Consider the following 17,469-nt stretch of genomic DNA (forward strand, 5'->3'; position numbering starts at 1 on the left):
GGTCACACCCGTAAATTGTAAATTCATATTTTGATTCAACAACGCCAAAAATCGTATTTGTCGATACACCCTTTTTTGTTTACAGCACCTAACATAATTGGAACACAAGTGTTTTTATTGCTGCCTAAGGTTAATGTAAGGAAGATGCGTAATTTTGTCTCAGACTTAAGAAAGATTTATTTAAGTGTATACATCTGGAAAACTAAGCAAAAAACTACCCCAATGGGGTGATGTTAGGCTTGACAAAAGTCTGTCATTATGCATGTAACTATAACAATACAAGGGAATTTACTATGCAGCAAAGAATGTGCTGGTTATCTACATCTGGCGATAATGGGGATAAGATTTTGCATTTGCAGACTGCACCTCATCAACCGTGGCGTCCTTATACAGCTTTTCCTCAATATGCTGTACCAGATTACAAAATTCCAGGCGGCTCTAGAGGTTGGGCAACTTATCAGAAGCTTTTAAAGGCAGGTTGGACTTTAGTTCCAACTGCATTAGCAAACGAGTTTTCTACATCAAATGCTCTTGTGGAACTCAATTCATAGTTGATATACCTATAAATCTTTTGTATAGGCTTTCACTGAATAATCAATCCCCGTGATTACAGTGTCCACAACTACAGCATATACTCCCTCATATCATGTTCGCTTAAATACTTATTACTGTCCCGTGGGCTGGTAATAGGTAATGGGTAATCGGTAATGAGAAAAACCAATAACCAACACCGAGGCATAATATTGTACGGAGAGAGACGTTGCAATGCAACGCCTAGTTGGGATCGTTCTTTTTTATTGGTAACGGTTTCAGGGATTTTATATTTCTTTACATAGTGATTGTTTATTTCCACCTACTTATTTTGGTCGGACTTGAGATTACCTAAATTCTGATGAATGTGGGGGGATAATATCTGCAACTGTTTCATCATTCATACTTCATGATTGGTTCTGGTTGGACTGGTATCCAGACTGTAAAAATTGAACCAACACCAACAGTAGATTCTACTTCAATTCGTCCCCGGTGTAGTTCCACAAGTTGTTTAGTTAATGCCAAACCCAGTCCCGTACCCTCGTAACGGCGACGGTAGGGGGTATCTAGTTGATGAAATTTTTCAAACAGTAATGGTAACTGTGCTTCAGGAATACCAATACCAGTATCTTCAACTTGAAACACTGCTGTGTCAGCTTCCATCCACAGGCGTAGAGTGACATTTCCACCTTCAGGGGTAAATTTGATCGCATTACTTAACAGATTCCATAAGATTTGTTCTACTCTTCTAACATCGGCAGTAAAGCGATCGCTGTTTTGATCAACAAGTAACTCTAGTTTCAAAGTGACTTGCTGGCTGGTGGCTTTTTCCAGTAACGATGCAACTATATTTTCTGCAGTCTTCACCAAAGAAAACTCTGTAATATTTAAAACAGCTTTGCCTGCTTCGATCTGGGATAAATCCAGAATATCATTAATCATTTCTAATAGATGTTCGCCGCTGTCATGGATGGTTTGCAGATATTCCCGTTGGCGTTGATTCAAATCTCCCAAAGACCACCTCAGTAAAGTTGCAGACATACCAATTACGTATGTCAACGGTGTAAGTAATTCATGGCTGATGGTGGCAAGAAATTCATTGCGGAGGCGACTAGCAGCTTCCGCAGCAACTAAAGCGTCATGCAACGCCACTGTGCGTTCAACGACTCTTTGTTCGAGAGTTTGTTTTTCTTGAGTTAGCGATCGCATTAACTCAGCTTGATAAATTGCGATCGCCAATTGTTCCGCAACAGAACTTAGGAGACTTTTTTCACTCCCAGTCCACTGACGTGTTCTGTTGCACTGATGAGCAATCAACAGTCCCCAAAGTTGATCTTCAAATACAATTGGAGCTATGAATTTTGAGCGGACTTTAATAGTTCTTAAAGCATTCAACAAACACTCTTCTAAAACATAAGTTTTTTCAACATCATCTACAGCCACAGTCAAGCCTTGGCGATACTTTTCCCACCACGGAGAGTTGGGTACAAAGCAGTTTTCTTCCCTGTAGTTCAACACAGAAGGAATAGTATCGTCAACACGAGATTCATAAATTACACAATTTGAAGATTGGACTAAATTAAGTGATAATGAAAAACCTAAGGCATTATTGTTTACCTGACCAAGATTTGGAATGCCGATCTGTCCTGGTTTTGGCTCAATCACATCGCCTAAAAAATTATCTTGAGAGAATAGCCCCGCAGGTAAATTGTTGTTGTTATTCAACTTCTGAGGACGGTTAAAAAGCTCCCCTACCTGTGGATAAACTAACTTGCAAATTACTAGCCGATCTAATTCCAAAAACTTCCGCACTTGCTCAATTGCTGTTGCGATAATTACCGACAAGTCTAGACTTTGGCGAGTCTGAGTTGTAATCTGATTCAATAGGCGCTCTTGGGCAAGTTGTTTGTTGAGAGCATTCTCCACTGGCTGACAAACAGAAGCCAGAGGAGTTGTAGAATCTTGTGGTTGTGTGATTTCCTGATTTGACTGTGGCAGGAAAAAATCTAACAATAACAGCGTAAACTGACTTTGGAGTTTGACATCATTAGGAGCAAGAAGTTGACAAAAAGAATCAATTTTATGGTATCGGGGAGAATTGTGTTCAAATAAATCTCTGATATTTATCAGGAATGAGGCGATCGCTTCACAATCGAATGTTAACTTAACACGCAACTGCTCCGGCAAATCCGCTTTCGGCTCTGGAAAACCAATCATCAAAGCACTAAAACCCTGAGAAATGACAACTGTAAATTTTTGCCTCTGCCATTCTTCAGGTTTACTAATCTGCTTCAGCACAGCTTCTGTCAGAATCACAAAATCACCTTCCACTGCTTGAGCCATCTGCTCTAACAATTCGCCAAGCTGATTAAATAACTCTAAAGGCAAGGTGCGAGAAAAGCTCAAATCAGGGGAACTAAGCATGTTCAAAAATTCGTGAAAAGAAGCTAGATGCAGTCGCTGAATTATTTGCGTTCTAACCAACAGTTTAAGATCCTCATACAGGAATATGCATCGTATTAATGCCACTCCGGGAGGTTGGAACCTCCAATCAGAAGGTGTAAGCTTCCTAGAACAAACTCCAGCTCCCCTTGTATTGCTGACGGCTGCTGACACCGACATTCAAACTTTGGCAGCTACAATCCCCAAGTTACCTACAAAATTTCCTGCATTTAGAGTTGCTAACCTATTGAACTTGCAGCATCAAGTTAGCATTGATAACTATGGCGAGCAAGTTTTACAACAAGCACAAGTAATTATCCTGCGCTTACTAGGAGGACGTTCCTATTGGGCTTACGGGTTAGAGGTAGTGCAGGAAATAGCACAAAACAATGATATAAACCTCATTGTAATGCCAGGGGACGATGCTCTTGATCCTGCTCTTATGTCCCACTCTACCCTGCCTTTGGGTGTTGTGAACAAAATCTGGCGCTATTTCAACGAAGGTGGCACAGAAAATATTGCTAATGCCTTGCAATATATTGCTGATCATTGCCTTTCCACTTCCTTTAATCCACCACCACCCCAGGTAGTTCCGCGTATCGGGCTGTATTCTTGGTTGGGGAAATTGGCAGGTGGGAAACTTCCCATCACTGCCAAAGTCGGTATCCTCTTCTACCGCGCCCATTATTTGGCGGGAAATACCAAAGTCATTGATGCTTTGTGCGAAGCTTTGGCAAAACGGAATTTAGAACCTGTACCAGTGTTTGTTTCTTCGCTGCGTGAACTTGATGTGCAAGAGGAGTTGAGCGAAATTTTTCAACCAAAAGACTCGCAGTCAATATCTGTACTGCTGAATACTACTAGTTTTTCTTTGGCGCGGTTGGAAACAGAAGCACCCCAACTAGAACTGTGGCAAAAATTAGATGTGCCTGTTTTACAGGTAATTTTAAGTGGTGGTACTGTGGAACAGTGGCAGAAGCAGTTTCAAGGACTTTCCCCCCGGGACATCGCCATGAATGTGGCACTACCAGAAGTAGATGGACGGATTATTAGTCGGGCTGTATCTTTTAAAGCAGTGCAAACTTGGCATCCCCAGTTAGAAACTGATGTCATGGTTTATGAACCTGTGGGCGATCGCATTGAGTTTGTTGCGGAATTAGCTTCTAACTGGGTGCGTTTGCGTTCTAAGCCGCCCCAAGAACGACGTATTGCTTTGATTTTGGCAAATTACCCTACCCGTGATGGCCGCATTGCCAATGGTGTCGGATTAGACACACCTGCTAGTTGTGTAGAAATTCTTCGGGCTTTACAGTTGGCAGGGTATGAGGTGGAAAAGATTCCTGCTACTGGTGATGAATTAATCCGGCTGCTCACTGGTGGGGTAACGAATGATCCGGAAGGTAGGGAGTTGCGTCCGGTGCAGCAAAGTGTTTCTGCACAGGAGTATCAGGAGTATTTTGCTAGTTTGCCCCAAGAAGTGCAGCAGGGGATTTGCGATCGGTGGGATGGTTTTTTGGAGACGAACCACCAAGACGCCAAGGACGCCAAGAAAGAGAGAGAGAATAATCACAATTTCACTGGTGATCTTGCTGTTTCTGGTTTTCAATTCGGTAACATATTTGTGGGAATTCAGCCCGCGCGGGGTTATGATGTTGACCCGAGTTTGAATTATCATGCACCAGATTTGGAACCAACTCATGCCTATTTGGCTTTTTATTACTGGGTAAGGGAATGTTTTGGCGCGGATGCTGTGGTACATGTAGGTAAACATGGGAATTTGGAATGGTTGCCTGGTAAGAGTGTGGCTTTATCAAGTAGTTGTTACACAGAGGTAGCTTTGGGGGCGCTTCCCCATTTGTATCCGTTTATTGTCAATGATCCTGGTGAGGGTTCCCAGGCGAAACGTCGCGCCCAAGCGGTGATTGTAGATCATCTGACGCCGCCTTTGACTCGTGCGGAATTATATGGTGGTTTACAGCAGCTGGAAAATTTAATTGATGAGTATTACGAGGCAGAGAGTTTAGATCCAGGGCGTTTAAGCGCAGTTTGCTCGCGCATCCAAGAATTAATTCTCAAAGAAAATCTTCACCTGGATTTGAAATTGGTTAATAGCCAAGAACAATTACTAATTGGCAAAATTGATGGTTATTTGTGTGAATTGAAAGAAGCCCAAATTCGTGATGGTTTACATATTTTTGGGCAATGTCCAAGCGGTAGGCAACTACGAGATTTAATAGTAGCGATCGCTCGTCATCCCAATCGTTATCATCATGGCTTGACTCGCGCCATCGCTGAAGATTTGGACTTAGATTTTGATCCGTTGACAGCAGATTTCACTGCACAGCTATCACCTCACAGCCAGCAAATTCTCCGAAAAAAATTTCAGCGTCCCTGTCGCACTGTTGGCGATGCGGTTGAAGTTCTGGAAACATACGCCGCCACCCTCGTAGAAAATATCATCTCTTCCCCCACCCCTCCACCCTCCACTCCCTCCCTCACCTGGATACATTCGCGTCTCCTTCCTGCTTTACAAAAAACTCACCAAGAAATTACTCATCTGCTGCATGGACTTGATGGTAGGTACGTCAAGAGCGCCCCTGCTGGTGCGCCTACCCGTGGACGACCAGAGGTTTTGCCTACTGGCAATAATTTTTACACTTTTGATATTCGTGCTTTACCCACAGAAATAGCTTGGGATATAGGTAGGAAAGCAGCGGAGACTTTGATTGAATGCTACACACAGGAGCATGGCGAGTATCCTAAAACACTGGGTTTATCCCTGTGGGGAACTGCCACTATGCGAACTGGAGGTGATGATATTGCTGAAGCTTTGGCTTTGTTGGGTGTACAGCCTGTTTGGGATGGTGCAGCAAGGCGGGTTGTAGATTTTGAAATTTTGCCGTTGTCAGTGTTAGGACGCCCACGGGTGGATGTGACATTAAGAATTTCTGGATTTTTCCGGGATGCTTTTCCTAATCTGATAAGTTTATTTGACCAAGCAGTTGCAGCAGTAGCAATCTTGGATGAACCTCCATCATTAAACCCGCTCGCCGCACAAGTTCGTCAAGAAACAGATTTTTGGATGAAACAAGGCTTGAGTTCACAAGAGGCGCAGGTGCGATCGCGTTATCGGGTGTTTGGTTCTAAGCCAGGCGCTTATGGTGCTGGACTGCAAGGTCTAATAGAATCACAAAATTGGACAGATGATCAAGATTTAGCGCGTGCCTACATTAACTGGAGTTGCTACGCCTATACTAGTTGCCCCTCTCAAGAAGGATTAGGAGAGTTAGGGGGCGTTTCGGCACCTGAAGCCTTTGAGCAACGTCTATCACAGATGCAGATTGTCTTACATAATCAAGACAATCGTGAACACGACATCCTTGATTCCGATGATTATTACCAATTTCAAGGAGGTTTAACAGCAGCAGTACGTTCTATCCAGGGGACAAATCCCCAAACTTATTTTGGTGATAATTCCATGACTGCTAAACCGCGAGTCCGGACTCTCAAAGAAGAAATTGCTAGAGTATATCGTTCTCGTGTAGTCAATCCGAAATGGATAGCAGGAGTCATGCGCCATGGTTATAAAGGTGCATTTGAAATGGCAGCGACGGTAGATTATTTATTTGCCTACGATGCTACAGCCAAATGTGTAGAAGATCATATGTATGAGGGAATCGCACAAGCGTACTTGTTCGATCCTGTTGTCAGTGAATTCATCCAGAGTAGAAACCCGTATGCCTTACGTGATATAGCTGAGAGGCTTTTGGAAGCACAAAAACGCGGTTTATGGCAGGATGCAAATTTACAGACACTCGAAAATTTGAGAAACTTAGTTCATCAAGCAGAAGCAGTAATAGAACAAAAATCAACGTATCTCGAAAAGTAGTGTAGGGAAATCTATGGACAATCTTGCGTATTTGCACGTAGCTTTTGCCTACGAGGAGTCTCCGTCAAGTGAATTAGTTTTCCTAAGTTCTTGGTTGGAGAACACAGCGGCACCAGATTGGAAACGTCTTTCCGCTAAGGCTTGGAAGCATATGCTTCCCCTTGTTCTCAGTTTGTCTATTCTCAGTGCTGTTGGTAGTGCTTTGGCATTGGAAAGAGGTGATCAAGGGCCTTCTGTTCGCTCCTTGCAACAAAAGTTAAAAAATGCGGGTTTTTATCAAGCGCCCATTACCCAAGTATACGACTTTGATACAGAAGCTGCCGTCCGGCGTTTTCAAAAAGCTGCTGGCATTCAAGTAAACGGCATTGCTGATCCAACAACTTTACAAACACTACAAAAATGGCCCAAAGGTAGTAATAGTAGCCAACTCTCAAAACTCAGTAATTTGAGTAATCCAACTCCTAAACTCAGTACTGTGAGTTATAGACCTCAACAACCCAGTACTGTGAACATTACTACAGCCAATAAGCGCCGTAATCCTAATCTATTACAGAAAGGTGACGAAGGACAAGCAGTCAAAATCTTGCAAGAGCGCTTACGAATAGCAGGCTATTATTACGGAAAATCTACGGGTATATTTGGTCCGATTACTGAAGAAGCTGTGAAGCGGTTCCAACAAGCCTATAACCTCAGAGTTGACGGTGTTGTGGGACCAGCAACAAGCCGGAGATTACCACCAGTGGGTGTTGGTTATGGAGATGACACACCTAAACCAGCAAAAAATAGAGATAATCTCACAGTAGGCGATCGCGGGGAGGTTGTGAGAGTCCTGCAAGCACAGCTGATAAAAGCTGGATATTTACAGGGAGAGCCAAATGGCTACTATGGACCGTATACAGCTGATGCAGTAAGGCGATTCCAGGCTGATAACTACCTAAAAGCAACTGGTATTGCAGGTCCTACAACTAGAGCCAAGTTGTACAGTATGCTAAATCCTACTTCTAAATCTAAGAGTGAATTTAGTGTTCTGGAAATACAAAGACGACTTCAAGAGCGTGGTTTTTACAAAGGACCCCTCAATGGTGTGATGGGAGATGAAACAAAACGAGCTATTAAACAAGCTCAAGAATTTTATGGCATCAGTCTGAGTGACGTGAGAAGCGGAACATATTAGCTCCGCTCAGTTGTCAGTATTGATACTTAACAGCTTGCCTATCCCCACTCACAGCCAGTCGAAAACTGTTCAAACAATTTTTTTCTTTGATCTCAGCACATCCCCAATAATTTACTCAAGTACTACAAAGGCATTAATGCTCGTTGACACTTGGGGCAAACAGCATGGATTGTCAACTGGCAATCAAGCAGTTGATAACCTTCTTTTTGAGCAGTTTTCGCACCAATTTTTAAGATAGAGTCATTTTTGAACTCTATAGTTGTGTTGCATCTGACACAGATCAGATGGTGGTGATGATAGGGATAAGGTTGGTTCAATTCATAATGCTTATGTCCTTCTCCCAACTCCAGTTCCCGCAAAATTCCCATCCGCGCCATCAACTTGAGGGTGCGGTAGATGGTTGACAAGCTAATTCCTTCGCCATTGGATTCTAGCCTATGATACAAATCCTCTGCACTGAGATGTTCACCTTGCGGAAGATCCTGAAAAATGTGTAGAATCGTTTCTCGCTGGGGTGTTAAACGCCAGCCGCGATCATTAAGTTCTGCCTTGAGTGAAGCAGCTGTGTAGACAGTCATACTAATTTTTCTCAACAAACCCTTTCAGCTGAGAATATAACAAAACTTGAGGGTAATTTGCAACAATGATGTCTTATTGAGAACATTTACTAAATGCTATGGCACGAGCTATGAAAAATTAATAGGTAACACACTCTATTGTGATCCCCGTGAGAAAAATCTCTTGACGAAATAAACTTTTGAGACACAGTTCCATTAACTGCAAATCATTTGCCATAGCTTAGTCAGGCTTTTGGGGAGGGGGATCAAAAATAATTGGTTGTTGGTTGGTTGTTGGCTGTTGTTTGGAGTTACTACCATCTAACAACTATCAACTATCAACTCACTAGCTCAGAGACTCCAAATAATCACGAATCAGGTTGCGTCGCTTGGGTTGGCGTAACTTTTGCAGTGCTTTGGATTCAATTTGGCGTACTCGTTCTCGTGATAAGTCAAGAGCGCGCCCAATTTCTGCTAGCGAGTAAGGCTGACCGTCTGCTAGTCCAAACCGCATGAGAATCACGTCCCGTTCACGGCTGGTTAAATCTGCCAATAGGTGCTGCAAGTCTCTTTGTAATGATTCTCGCATGAGCATATCCTCTGGCGTCACACAGTCAGTTTCTAGTAATTCACCTAATTCTGTGTCTTTATCTTTACCAACCTTGGTTTCTAGAGAGACAGAGCGAGGCACCCTTAACAACACTTCCCGGACTTGAGTAGGTGTCATTTCTAACTCTTGCGCCAAGTCTTCCAGAGTTGGAGTGCGACCTTTTTCTTGAGCAATTTTACGTTGAGCTTTTTTGATTTTGTTAAGCTTTTCTGTAATGTGAACAGGAAGGCGAATTGTCCGGCTAGAAGTTGCGATCGCCCGTGTGATCCCCTGACGAATCCACCAATAGGCGTAAGTGCTAAAACGATAACCCTTGGTTGGGTCAAATTTTTCCACAGCTCGCTCTAAGCCCAAAGTTCCTTCTTGGACTAAATCTAACAATTCTAGACCACGATTTTGATACTTTTTAGCAACAGATACAACTAGGCGGAGGTTCGCCTTGATCATGTGTTCTTTGGACTGGAGTCCATCACTCTGAATTTTCTCCAATTCCTCCACAGTCAATTTGGCAATTTCAGCCCAGCGCCGTTTCCCTTGTCCTAAAATTTGTTTGAGTTCCAACACCTCTACACCAGCAGCGCTGGCCCACCTTTCGATAGAAGGGCGATGTCCCAATTCCGATGCTAAACGCTCCTGAACTTCGATGACTCGGAGATAAGGTATTAGTATTTCGTCTCCTTGCTTGGCAGCATTAGACAAGACTATCCGCATCCGCAAGTAGCGCTGAACTTTCTGAGCTTCTGAAACCTCTTCATCCCGCCCTAACAGTCTAACCCTACCAATTTCCTGAAGATACAGACGCACTAGATCTGTGCTGCGACGGTTAGCGCTAACAGCACAACTGGCGGGATCTTGAGCAGCCATCTCCAACTCTTCCAGATCGTCTACTGGTAATTCAGTGTCATCAATCGTAAGATCCGGGTCAAACATTTGAGAGGATTGTTGGGTTTCGTAGGCGGCTTCTGCGTAAAAAGATGTTGCTGGCATAAGGGTCGTCTCAATGGCTCCAGGTAACAATAGATTGCGGTCAGCTAAATCTAATCAACTGTTGCTATTGTTCCCGTGATTTACGAAGAACTAACACGGTTTTAAGTAACATTTGGGTTTTTTTTCCAAAACAATACTGGTTTTTTTTGTTACATCTCCATAGCTCAGCTGTTAGGCTGCTTTTTCCAGTGAACCAATAGCTATTCAAAGGCAAAGCCAGACTAAAAATTACCAATCTTCCAGTCAAGATTTCAAATGTAATTCAGCTTGACTGTCAATTTTATAACGTGGTATAAACATGCATCAGTGAAAAACTTATTTATTACAGGCATAGTCATATCTACATAGCTATGCAGATACTTTCCTGAAGATTTGATATTTTTTGGTCAGGGAATTTTGGTAATTGGTAATTGGTAATTGGTAATTGGTAATTGTTATGAGGCATTAACCACTAATGTACAGACACGATTACTCGCCTCTCTAACCACTAACAAATCATTCGTTATATTCCGGCTTGATATCGCGTAGCATCAGTTCTAAGAGTGCCTGTCGCGGAGTAACTTCAGCTTGGAGTAGACGATACACTTGTTCGGTAATGGGCATGGAAATATTTTGCTGCTTTGAGCGCAGCATCAAAACTTTGGTGGTATTAATCCCTTCAGCAGTTCCTTGGAGATGGGTGAGAATTTCTGTAAGACTTTTGCCACAGGCTAGTTGGTAGCCAACTTGGTAATTGCGACTCAAAGGACTGTTACCAGTGGCAAGCAAGTCACCTAAACCAGATAAACCGTAAAATGTTTCTTGCTTTGCACCCCAGTGAACACCGATGCGAACCATTTCTGTTAAACCACGGGTGAGTAACGCAGCTTTAGCATTGGTTCCCAATTGCAAACCGTCACATACACCAGCAGCGATCGCCATGACATTTTTCAGTGTTCCTCCTAGTTCCACCCCCAAGGGATCAGCATTTGTATAAACCCGGAAACGATTGGAGGAAAATACCAGCTGTACAACCTCAGCAGCACTGGTAACATTGCTGGCAACTACCGTTGCGGCTGGTAATTCCTGTTGAATTTCTTGGGATAAATTCGGGCCAGAAAGAACAACTACAGGATGATTGGGAAAAGCTTCTTGCCAAATTTGGGAAGGTGTGCAGGTGGTTTGTGGATCTAAACCTTTTGTGGCTGTAACAAAAATGATTTCTGGAGAAAGGGGCAAACCTTGGAGTTGAGAAACTACATCTCTAACACCTTTCATAGAGACAGCAGAAACAATGATATCTGCATCCTCTACGAGTTTCTCCAAAGTTCGCGAACTACGACGCGACCAAATATGTACTTTGTGATCATTGGCTTTAGCCAAAGTTGCTAAAGCACTTCCCCAAGCACCCGCGCCTAGAATTACTACTGATTTTGTCATTGGTCAATTGTCAATTGTCATTGGGGATTGGGGAACAGGAAAGAGAAATTCCCCCATCTCCCCATCTCCCCATCTCCCTTCCATTATCACCCCCGCGGATACCTTTCCATCAATTCCCTGACTTGTTCGGCATGATAAGAGCTTCTTGTCAAGGGTGAAGAGACAACTTGTAAAAATCCTAATTCTTCTCCGAATGCTTGCCAAGTAGCAAATTGGTTTGGGTGGATAAACTGATCTACTTTTAGGTGTTTTTGAGTTGGTTGAAGATACTGTCCAATCGTCAAAATATCACAATCAACTGCACGTAAATCTTGCATAACTTGGCGAATTTCCTCATCAGTTTCACCGAGTCCGACCATAATTCCGGATTTAGTGTAGACACTGGGAGCAAGTAGACGCGATCGCTTGAGTAATTCCAAGGTGCGATCGTAATTACCTTGGGGACGCACACGGCGATATAAACGCGGAACTGTTTCTGTATTATGATTGAGGACTTCCGGTTTGGCTTGGAGAATTAACTCTAGTGCTTCCCAGTTACCGCACAAATCCGGAATTAATACTTCAATAGTAGTGTGAGGTGAAATTGTACGAATTGCTGCAATACAACGGACAAACTGTGATGCGCCTCCATCCGGCAAGTCATCTCGATTGACAGAAGTAATCACCACATGGTTCAGTTTCATCCGGCGCACTGCTTCCGCCAGTCGTGTGGGTTCTGTGGGGTCTAGAGGTTTGGGTTTTTTCTCAAAATCAATATCACAGTAAGGACAAGCACGTGTACAAGCAGGTCCCATGATTAAAAACGTCGCTGTTCCCGCATTAAAGCATTCACCAATATTTGGACAGGACGCTTCCTCACAAACCGTATTTAGGGCTAAATCCCGTAAAATTTCTTTAACATTACCGACGCGCTCCCATTGAGGCGCTTTCACTCGCAACCAGTCTGGTTTAAGAATCACAATCCACTTTTACCACTTAAATAAAGTTAGTTATCAAACTTAATGCTAGCAAGCTTTGAGATCAAGGCTGAAGTATGAAGTATGCCCTACCTTTTTTCTTTATTTGTCATTTAACCAAGCTTGTGATAGTTTATTATCTATATTGGCATTATAGTGCCGGGATGTAGCGCAGCTTGGTAGCGCACTTCGTTCGGGACGAAGGGGCCGCTGGTTCGAATCCAGTCATCCCGATTATTATTTGACTTTATCCTATTTCAATAGCTCCTAAAGCCCTAAGATTGGCTCTTTGATCTTCAGTCAAGCCAAGCGCAGCAGTAATGTTCATTCCCTCATAAGGTTTAGAAACCTTTAAGGATAAAGGTAATTCCGATTCATCTGTATGCATGTTTCTCAGGCGAATCATTCCATCATGAATACCACTGGCTATTAACTGCCTATCAGGACTGAAGGCAATTGATAAGACTTCATCCGCATCTTCTTCAAAAGACTTAATCAGCTTATGTTCATGAATATTCCACAGATGTATAGTTCCATCCTGAGAGCCACTAAGGAGGGTATGTCCGTCAAGACTAAAAATTACCGAATGTACCCAATTTTTATGTTCCGTTATAGTTTCGATGCACTTACCTGTTTGGATTTCCCAAATCTTCACAGTGCAATCATTACTACCACTGGCGATAATCTGACTATCCGGACTAAAGGCGATCGAGCGGACTAAATTATTATGACCTTGCAATATCCTAATTTCGCAGCCTGTTTGAACATCCCAGATTCTAACGGTGTTGTCATCGCTACCACTCGCAAGTAGCTGCCCATCTGGACTAAACAGAACCGTCCGCACCCAATTTCCATGACCGCGTAAGATTTTTGGAGGTGTATCCCTATGAACATCCCAGATTCTAACGGTGTTGTCATCGCTACCACTCGCAAGTAGCTGACCATTTGGACTAAATGCAACTGATCTCACCCAGTGATTGTGATCTTTAAGAACTCGGAGACATTGTTTAGTCCTACTGTGCCTGAGATCCCAAATTCTGATTGTATGATCGTCACTGCCGCTAGCAAGCAAGTGACCATCTGGGCTGTATGCTACTGACCAAATGCGACTTGTATGTCCTCTGAGAGTATTGGCAATCTTGCCATTACGGATATCCCATATCCTAACAATTTTGTCTTCACTACCACTAGCAAGGTACTTACTATTAGGACTAAAAGCAACTGACAAAATCCAATTAGAGTATCCCCTCACTGTACTCAGACATAGACCTGTGTTAGCATCCCAAGTTTTCACTGTTTGGTCGTCACTTCCACTAGCAATTCGTTGACCATCCAAACTAAAAGCTACTGACCAAACTCGATTATCGTGTCCGTACAGAATGTTGCGGCATTGATTAGTTTGAAGATCCCAGATTCTCACGGTGTTGTCATCACTACCACTAACAATTCGTTGTCCATCAGGGCTAAAAGCTACTGACCTCACCCAATTCTCATGTCCTAGCAAGTTTGCGCAACATTTTGTTGTGCGAATATCCCAAATTCTGACGGTGTTGTCATCACCACCACTGACAAGTCTTTGTCCATTGGGGCAAAAAGCTACTGATCTTACCCAATTCTCATGTCCAGTTAGGGTTTTGAGGCAATTGCCTGTGTTACTATCCCAAAGTTTGATGGTTTTATCTTCACCACCACTTGCTAGCATTGTACCTACAGGACTAAATGCTACTGACCAAATCTTACCAACATGTCCTGTCAATGTTTTTAAGTTCTCACCTGTATCAACATTCCATATTTTTATCGTTCCATCTTCACTAGCACTAGCAAGCAGCTTGCCATCATGACTAAAGGTGACTGAACGTACACAACTAATATGTCCTTCTAACGTGCAGAAGAACTTACCTGTTTTAATATCCCATATCTTGATACTTTGGTCGTCGCTGCCACTAGCAAATTTTTGACCATCAGGGCTAAAGGCGATCGAGCGAACCCAGTGATTATGTCCTTTACAAATCGAACGTCTTTGACCTTGAAACAGGCAAATTTCGCCATTAGAAGAACCGATCGCCAGAAATTCTCCACTGAATGCAACTGACAAAATGCTACCAAAGGGTTCTTTAAAAAGAGAATCATCTAAGTAAGCACCTGTAAAATTGGTATTTTGTAGGTTGGCATGGGTTAAATCAGCTCCTTGAATGACGGTATGGCTCAAATCTTCTCCTGCTAGAGCCTCTGGATCAATTTGCAAAAGAAGTGTTACAGCATATCCAGCCACATAACCTACTTCTTTTTCTGTTTTACCGCGTGTGGCCTTTATTATCTTCAACAAGCGATCGCCAGCAGTTTTTGAGCGATCAAGCATGTGTTCGAGCAAGTTGAGAACTGCTTTTGTTAAGTCTCTTTGTCTGTTTGTCAGTTCTCCGAATTTAAAAGCATCAAATAAACGGTTCAGTGATAAAGTCGAAAATTCTTTGAGTGGTGCAATGGGTATAACTTTACCTTGTTCATCGACTTGACGTTGAAAATAAGACAACCAAGTATATGCTTGAGGAAGAGCTTTCTTATCTATATGTAATGATTCTGTTGCTAAATCGACAAAATCAGGAGCTAATACTCCCAGTTGTGCAGCTAGTTTGTAGGCGATAAAGAATTCTAGAAAGGAGCGATGAGCAAGTTCGTAGTCACCATCAGCATTTCGAGTCAGCATAGACTGACCCATCATGTCATAGCTCCAATGGTCAATTTCTTCTGGCTGTTGAACAACAGCACCAAATAATCGTCGAATTCGATCTGGGAACTTGCGATAGTTCAGCTGCATTTGATCGGTAACGAACATTTCCCAAGACAGTTCACACAGAAAGTACAGCTTATCAGCAGCAGAAGTAAAGGTACGCTCTGCTTTGATGTCCCGGGCCATTTTCTCTCGCACAGCTAATAAATAGATGTGAGACAAATCTACTGGCTGACCTACTTCAATTTTAGGCAGTGCATCCAGTATCAAGTCAATCATCACAGGGCGTCTCGCCAAATCCAAGAGTTTATTATTTCTCGTGACCTGTTCTACGATCGCGTCTCTTTCTGCAAGAGTTTTATGTTGCAACCGGGAGCAAAGGATTTGACAAATTTGGTTGTCACTGAGTGTCTGTAATTCCAATACTTCAAATTGGGGACCCAATTTTTTAGTCGAAGTTGGCTGTTCTGTTTCAATAGAATTTAATAAAGCTGCATTCAACAAAGAACGACCTTTTTCTAACTTGGGGAGATGTTCTGCGCGACAAGTGAGAATTACTTTGGCTCCTGTTTCTACGACTTTAGCTAGCTCCCAAAAATTATCAATCACCTTGCGGCGATCTACTTTACCCGCCATTTCATCAAAACCATCGAAAATGAGCAGGAGCTTGCCCATACTATTAAGTTGTTTGAAGACCAAATTAGTCAGGGGAATATTGTGTACGGAGAAGAAGAACCAAGCTAGAACATTCTCTACATTCAGTGCTTTGGTATAATCCCGTAGAGGAATTAACAGAGGTAATCGAGGTCTAGTTTTACCCTGGCGCTTGGCTTCCTGATACCTTTTTAAAGCAGTCCCAGCGTAGTGAAATGCAAACCAAGTTTTGCCTGTACCAAACTCTCCAAGAATAGATATATGTTTCTTATCTGGATCATCCAGCCAGCGATCTATGTAGCCATCAATCCAGCCATCTGCTTCATTGTAACGACTGACGATTGGTTCCCCTGTGATTGGGTTGACTCCCTCTTGTTTAATACAGGCTAAAGGAATATAGGTTTTGTCATTAATACCTCGCTTCTTCAGTTGTTCCTCTAACCATTTAAAATATGGGGTAAAATTGACGCCTTCATCAATGAGTTCATCGAAAGTATAACAAAATAGTTCTAATTCTCTGTGTTTTCTATACTCTGCGATCGCTTTACTGGCTGCATAACTAAATTTCAGTTCCTTTTTTTCCCTATACTCCTCAATAGCCTCACGTGCTGCACGGCTAATCCGCAAATCAGCAACCAGCCATGCTTCATTGGGTTTGTACTCTAAGACTGCTTGACATAAACCATCCAAGTGATTCAGGTTAATCTCTCCTTCCACACCTCTTGTCAAAATGCGATCATATCCTCCCCGCTTGGGAATATGGATGATTATGTCAAAGAAGTCATCTTGTCTTGTTCCACCAGGTATGAACTCATAGCCCAAAGCTTCAAACCAACTTCTTATTTTCTTCTCAAGATGGGAAGGTTGTTTAAAGTCAGTTTTTTGAGGAAAGAGGTTTAGTTCCCCTTGATAGGCGAAATTTGCATATGAAATTTGAGACGACCAACCTACTTTGCTATCACTCTCAAAGCTTTCTGACTTTATCTTTGACTCGGATAAGTTTGATTCACCTGATACTTGAGACACAAGGTTGAGATTGTCCATAATTGGCGCTTGTGAGGCTGCATTGTGACTCAACCATGCTCTTTGTAGAGCAGCGCGAAAATTTCTCTTGCTGACTTCCTCACCCAGAGCCTCTGAAAGCAACTTCCAGAACTTATGACTGACATCTCCCTTGAGATAGTTGGGTTTATAGGGTGAGCCTTCTGCCATCTTTTCATAAGTCAAACCCTCCCAAGAACCGCGCAGTACGGCTAGTTCTGGGTCAGTCAGCTTTCTACCTTTGGCTTTGTATACTGCTGACTCTACAATCTCGATTACATCTTGAAAATTCATGAGACTGTGGAAGATGAAGATTTCTTATCATGATAAAGCATGAATTGATTCATATATATACGATTAAGTAAATATACTTATAAACTTAGGTTATTTCTAAACATATCTTTATAAATTTTTAATTTTTTTTGGGATCGTACCAATATCATAACAATTCTATTACTGTTATCATTCGACTCATGTCAAT

9 protein-coding genes and 1 tRNA gene are annotated in these 17,469 nt (G+C 42.5%); 4 read left to right on the forward strand and 6 right to left on the reverse strand.

All coding sequences use genetic code 11. The features are described from left to right. The first annotated feature begins 293 nt into the window (after window positions 1-293). A complete protein-coding gene (locus UYK_RS0106230; RefSeq protein ID WP_026086378.1) occupies window positions 294-551 on the forward strand; it encodes a hypothetical protein in 258 nt (85 codons plus the stop codon). Between the two features lie 376 nt (window positions 552-927). Here the strand turns inward: UYK_RS0106230 and UYK_RS0106235 are convergent, their stop codons facing one another. Further along, a complete protein-coding gene (locus UYK_RS0106235; protein ID WP_016871104.1) occupies window positions 928-2,955 on the reverse strand; it encodes a GAF domain-containing sensor histidine kinase in 2,028 nt (675 codons plus the stop codon). A gap of 85 nt (window positions 2,956-3,040) precedes the next feature. On the opposite strand from UYK_RS0106235, the gene cobN reads away from it, so the two are divergent. Together cobN and UYK_RS0106245 are read left to right on the forward strand one after the other, a co-directional pair. Then, entirely contained in the window at window positions 3,041-6,862 is a 3,822-nt protein-coding gene (cobN, locus tag UYK_RS0106240) for a cobaltochelatase subunit CobN (protein WP_009458617.1), read from the forward strand. A gap of 13 nt (window positions 6,863-6,875) precedes the next feature. Beyond that, the gene (locus UYK_RS0106245; protein ID WP_009458619.1) at window positions 6,876-8,036 is read left to right on the forward strand and encodes a peptidoglycan-binding domain-containing protein; all 1,161 of its coding nucleotides are present in this window, start codon (window positions 6,876-6,878) and stop codon (window positions 8,034-8,036) included. Window positions 8,037-8,158: 122 nt separating this feature from the next. On the opposite strand, the gene UYK_RS0106250 is transcribed toward UYK_RS0106245, so the two are convergent. From UYK_RS0106250 to lipA, 4 genes are all read right to left on the reverse strand, one after another. Next, window positions 8,159-8,614: a Fur family transcriptional regulator gene (locus UYK_RS0106250; protein WP_009458621.1), complete on the reverse strand. Its 456-nt coding sequence runs from the start codon at window positions 8,612-8,614 to the stop codon at window positions 8,159-8,161. A gap of 325 nt (window positions 8,615-8,939) precedes the next feature. After that, window positions 8,940-10,190 carry an RNA polymerase sigma factor SigC gene (gene sigC, locus UYK_RS0106255; RefSeq protein ID WP_009458622.1) on the reverse strand — a complete coding sequence of 417 codons (1,251 nt, stop codon included), beginning with the start codon at window positions 10,188-10,190 and terminating at the stop codon, window positions 8,940-8,942. Window positions 10,191-10,685: 495 nt separating this feature from the next. After that, window positions 10,686-11,609 (reverse strand): NAD(P)H-dependent glycerol-3-phosphate dehydrogenase, encoded by a 924-nt coding sequence (locus tag UYK_RS0106260; RefSeq protein WP_009458623.1) that lies wholly within the window; start codon window positions 11,607-11,609, stop codon window positions 10,686-10,688. 86 nt (window positions 11,610-11,695) lie between these two features. Next, window positions 11,696-12,568, reverse strand: a complete 873-nt coding sequence (lipA, locus tag UYK_RS0106265) for a lipoyl synthase (protein WP_009458624.1) — start codon at window positions 12,566-12,568, stop codon at window positions 11,696-11,698. Between the two features lie 157 nt (window positions 12,569-12,725). On the opposite strand from lipA, the gene UYK_RS0106270 reads away from it, so the two are divergent. Then, window positions 12,726-12,799: transfer RNA gene (locus tag UYK_RS0106270), tRNA-Pro, on the forward strand. A gap of 13 nt (window positions 12,800-12,812) precedes the next feature. Here UYK_RS0106270 and UYK_RS0106275 read toward each other — a convergent pair. Then, entirely contained in the window at window positions 12,813-17,282 is a 4,470-nt protein-coding gene (locus UYK_RS0106275; RefSeq protein ID WP_016871105.1) for a WD40 domain-containing protein, read from the reverse strand. Window positions 17,283-17,469 lie beyond the last annotated feature (187 nt).

The sequence above is a fragment of the Fischerella thermalis PCC 7521 genome, assembly GCF_000317225.1.
In the GTDB taxonomy this organism is placed as follows: Bacteria; Cyanobacteriota; Cyanobacteriia; order Cyanobacteriales; family Nostocaceae; genus Fischerella; species Fischerella thermalis.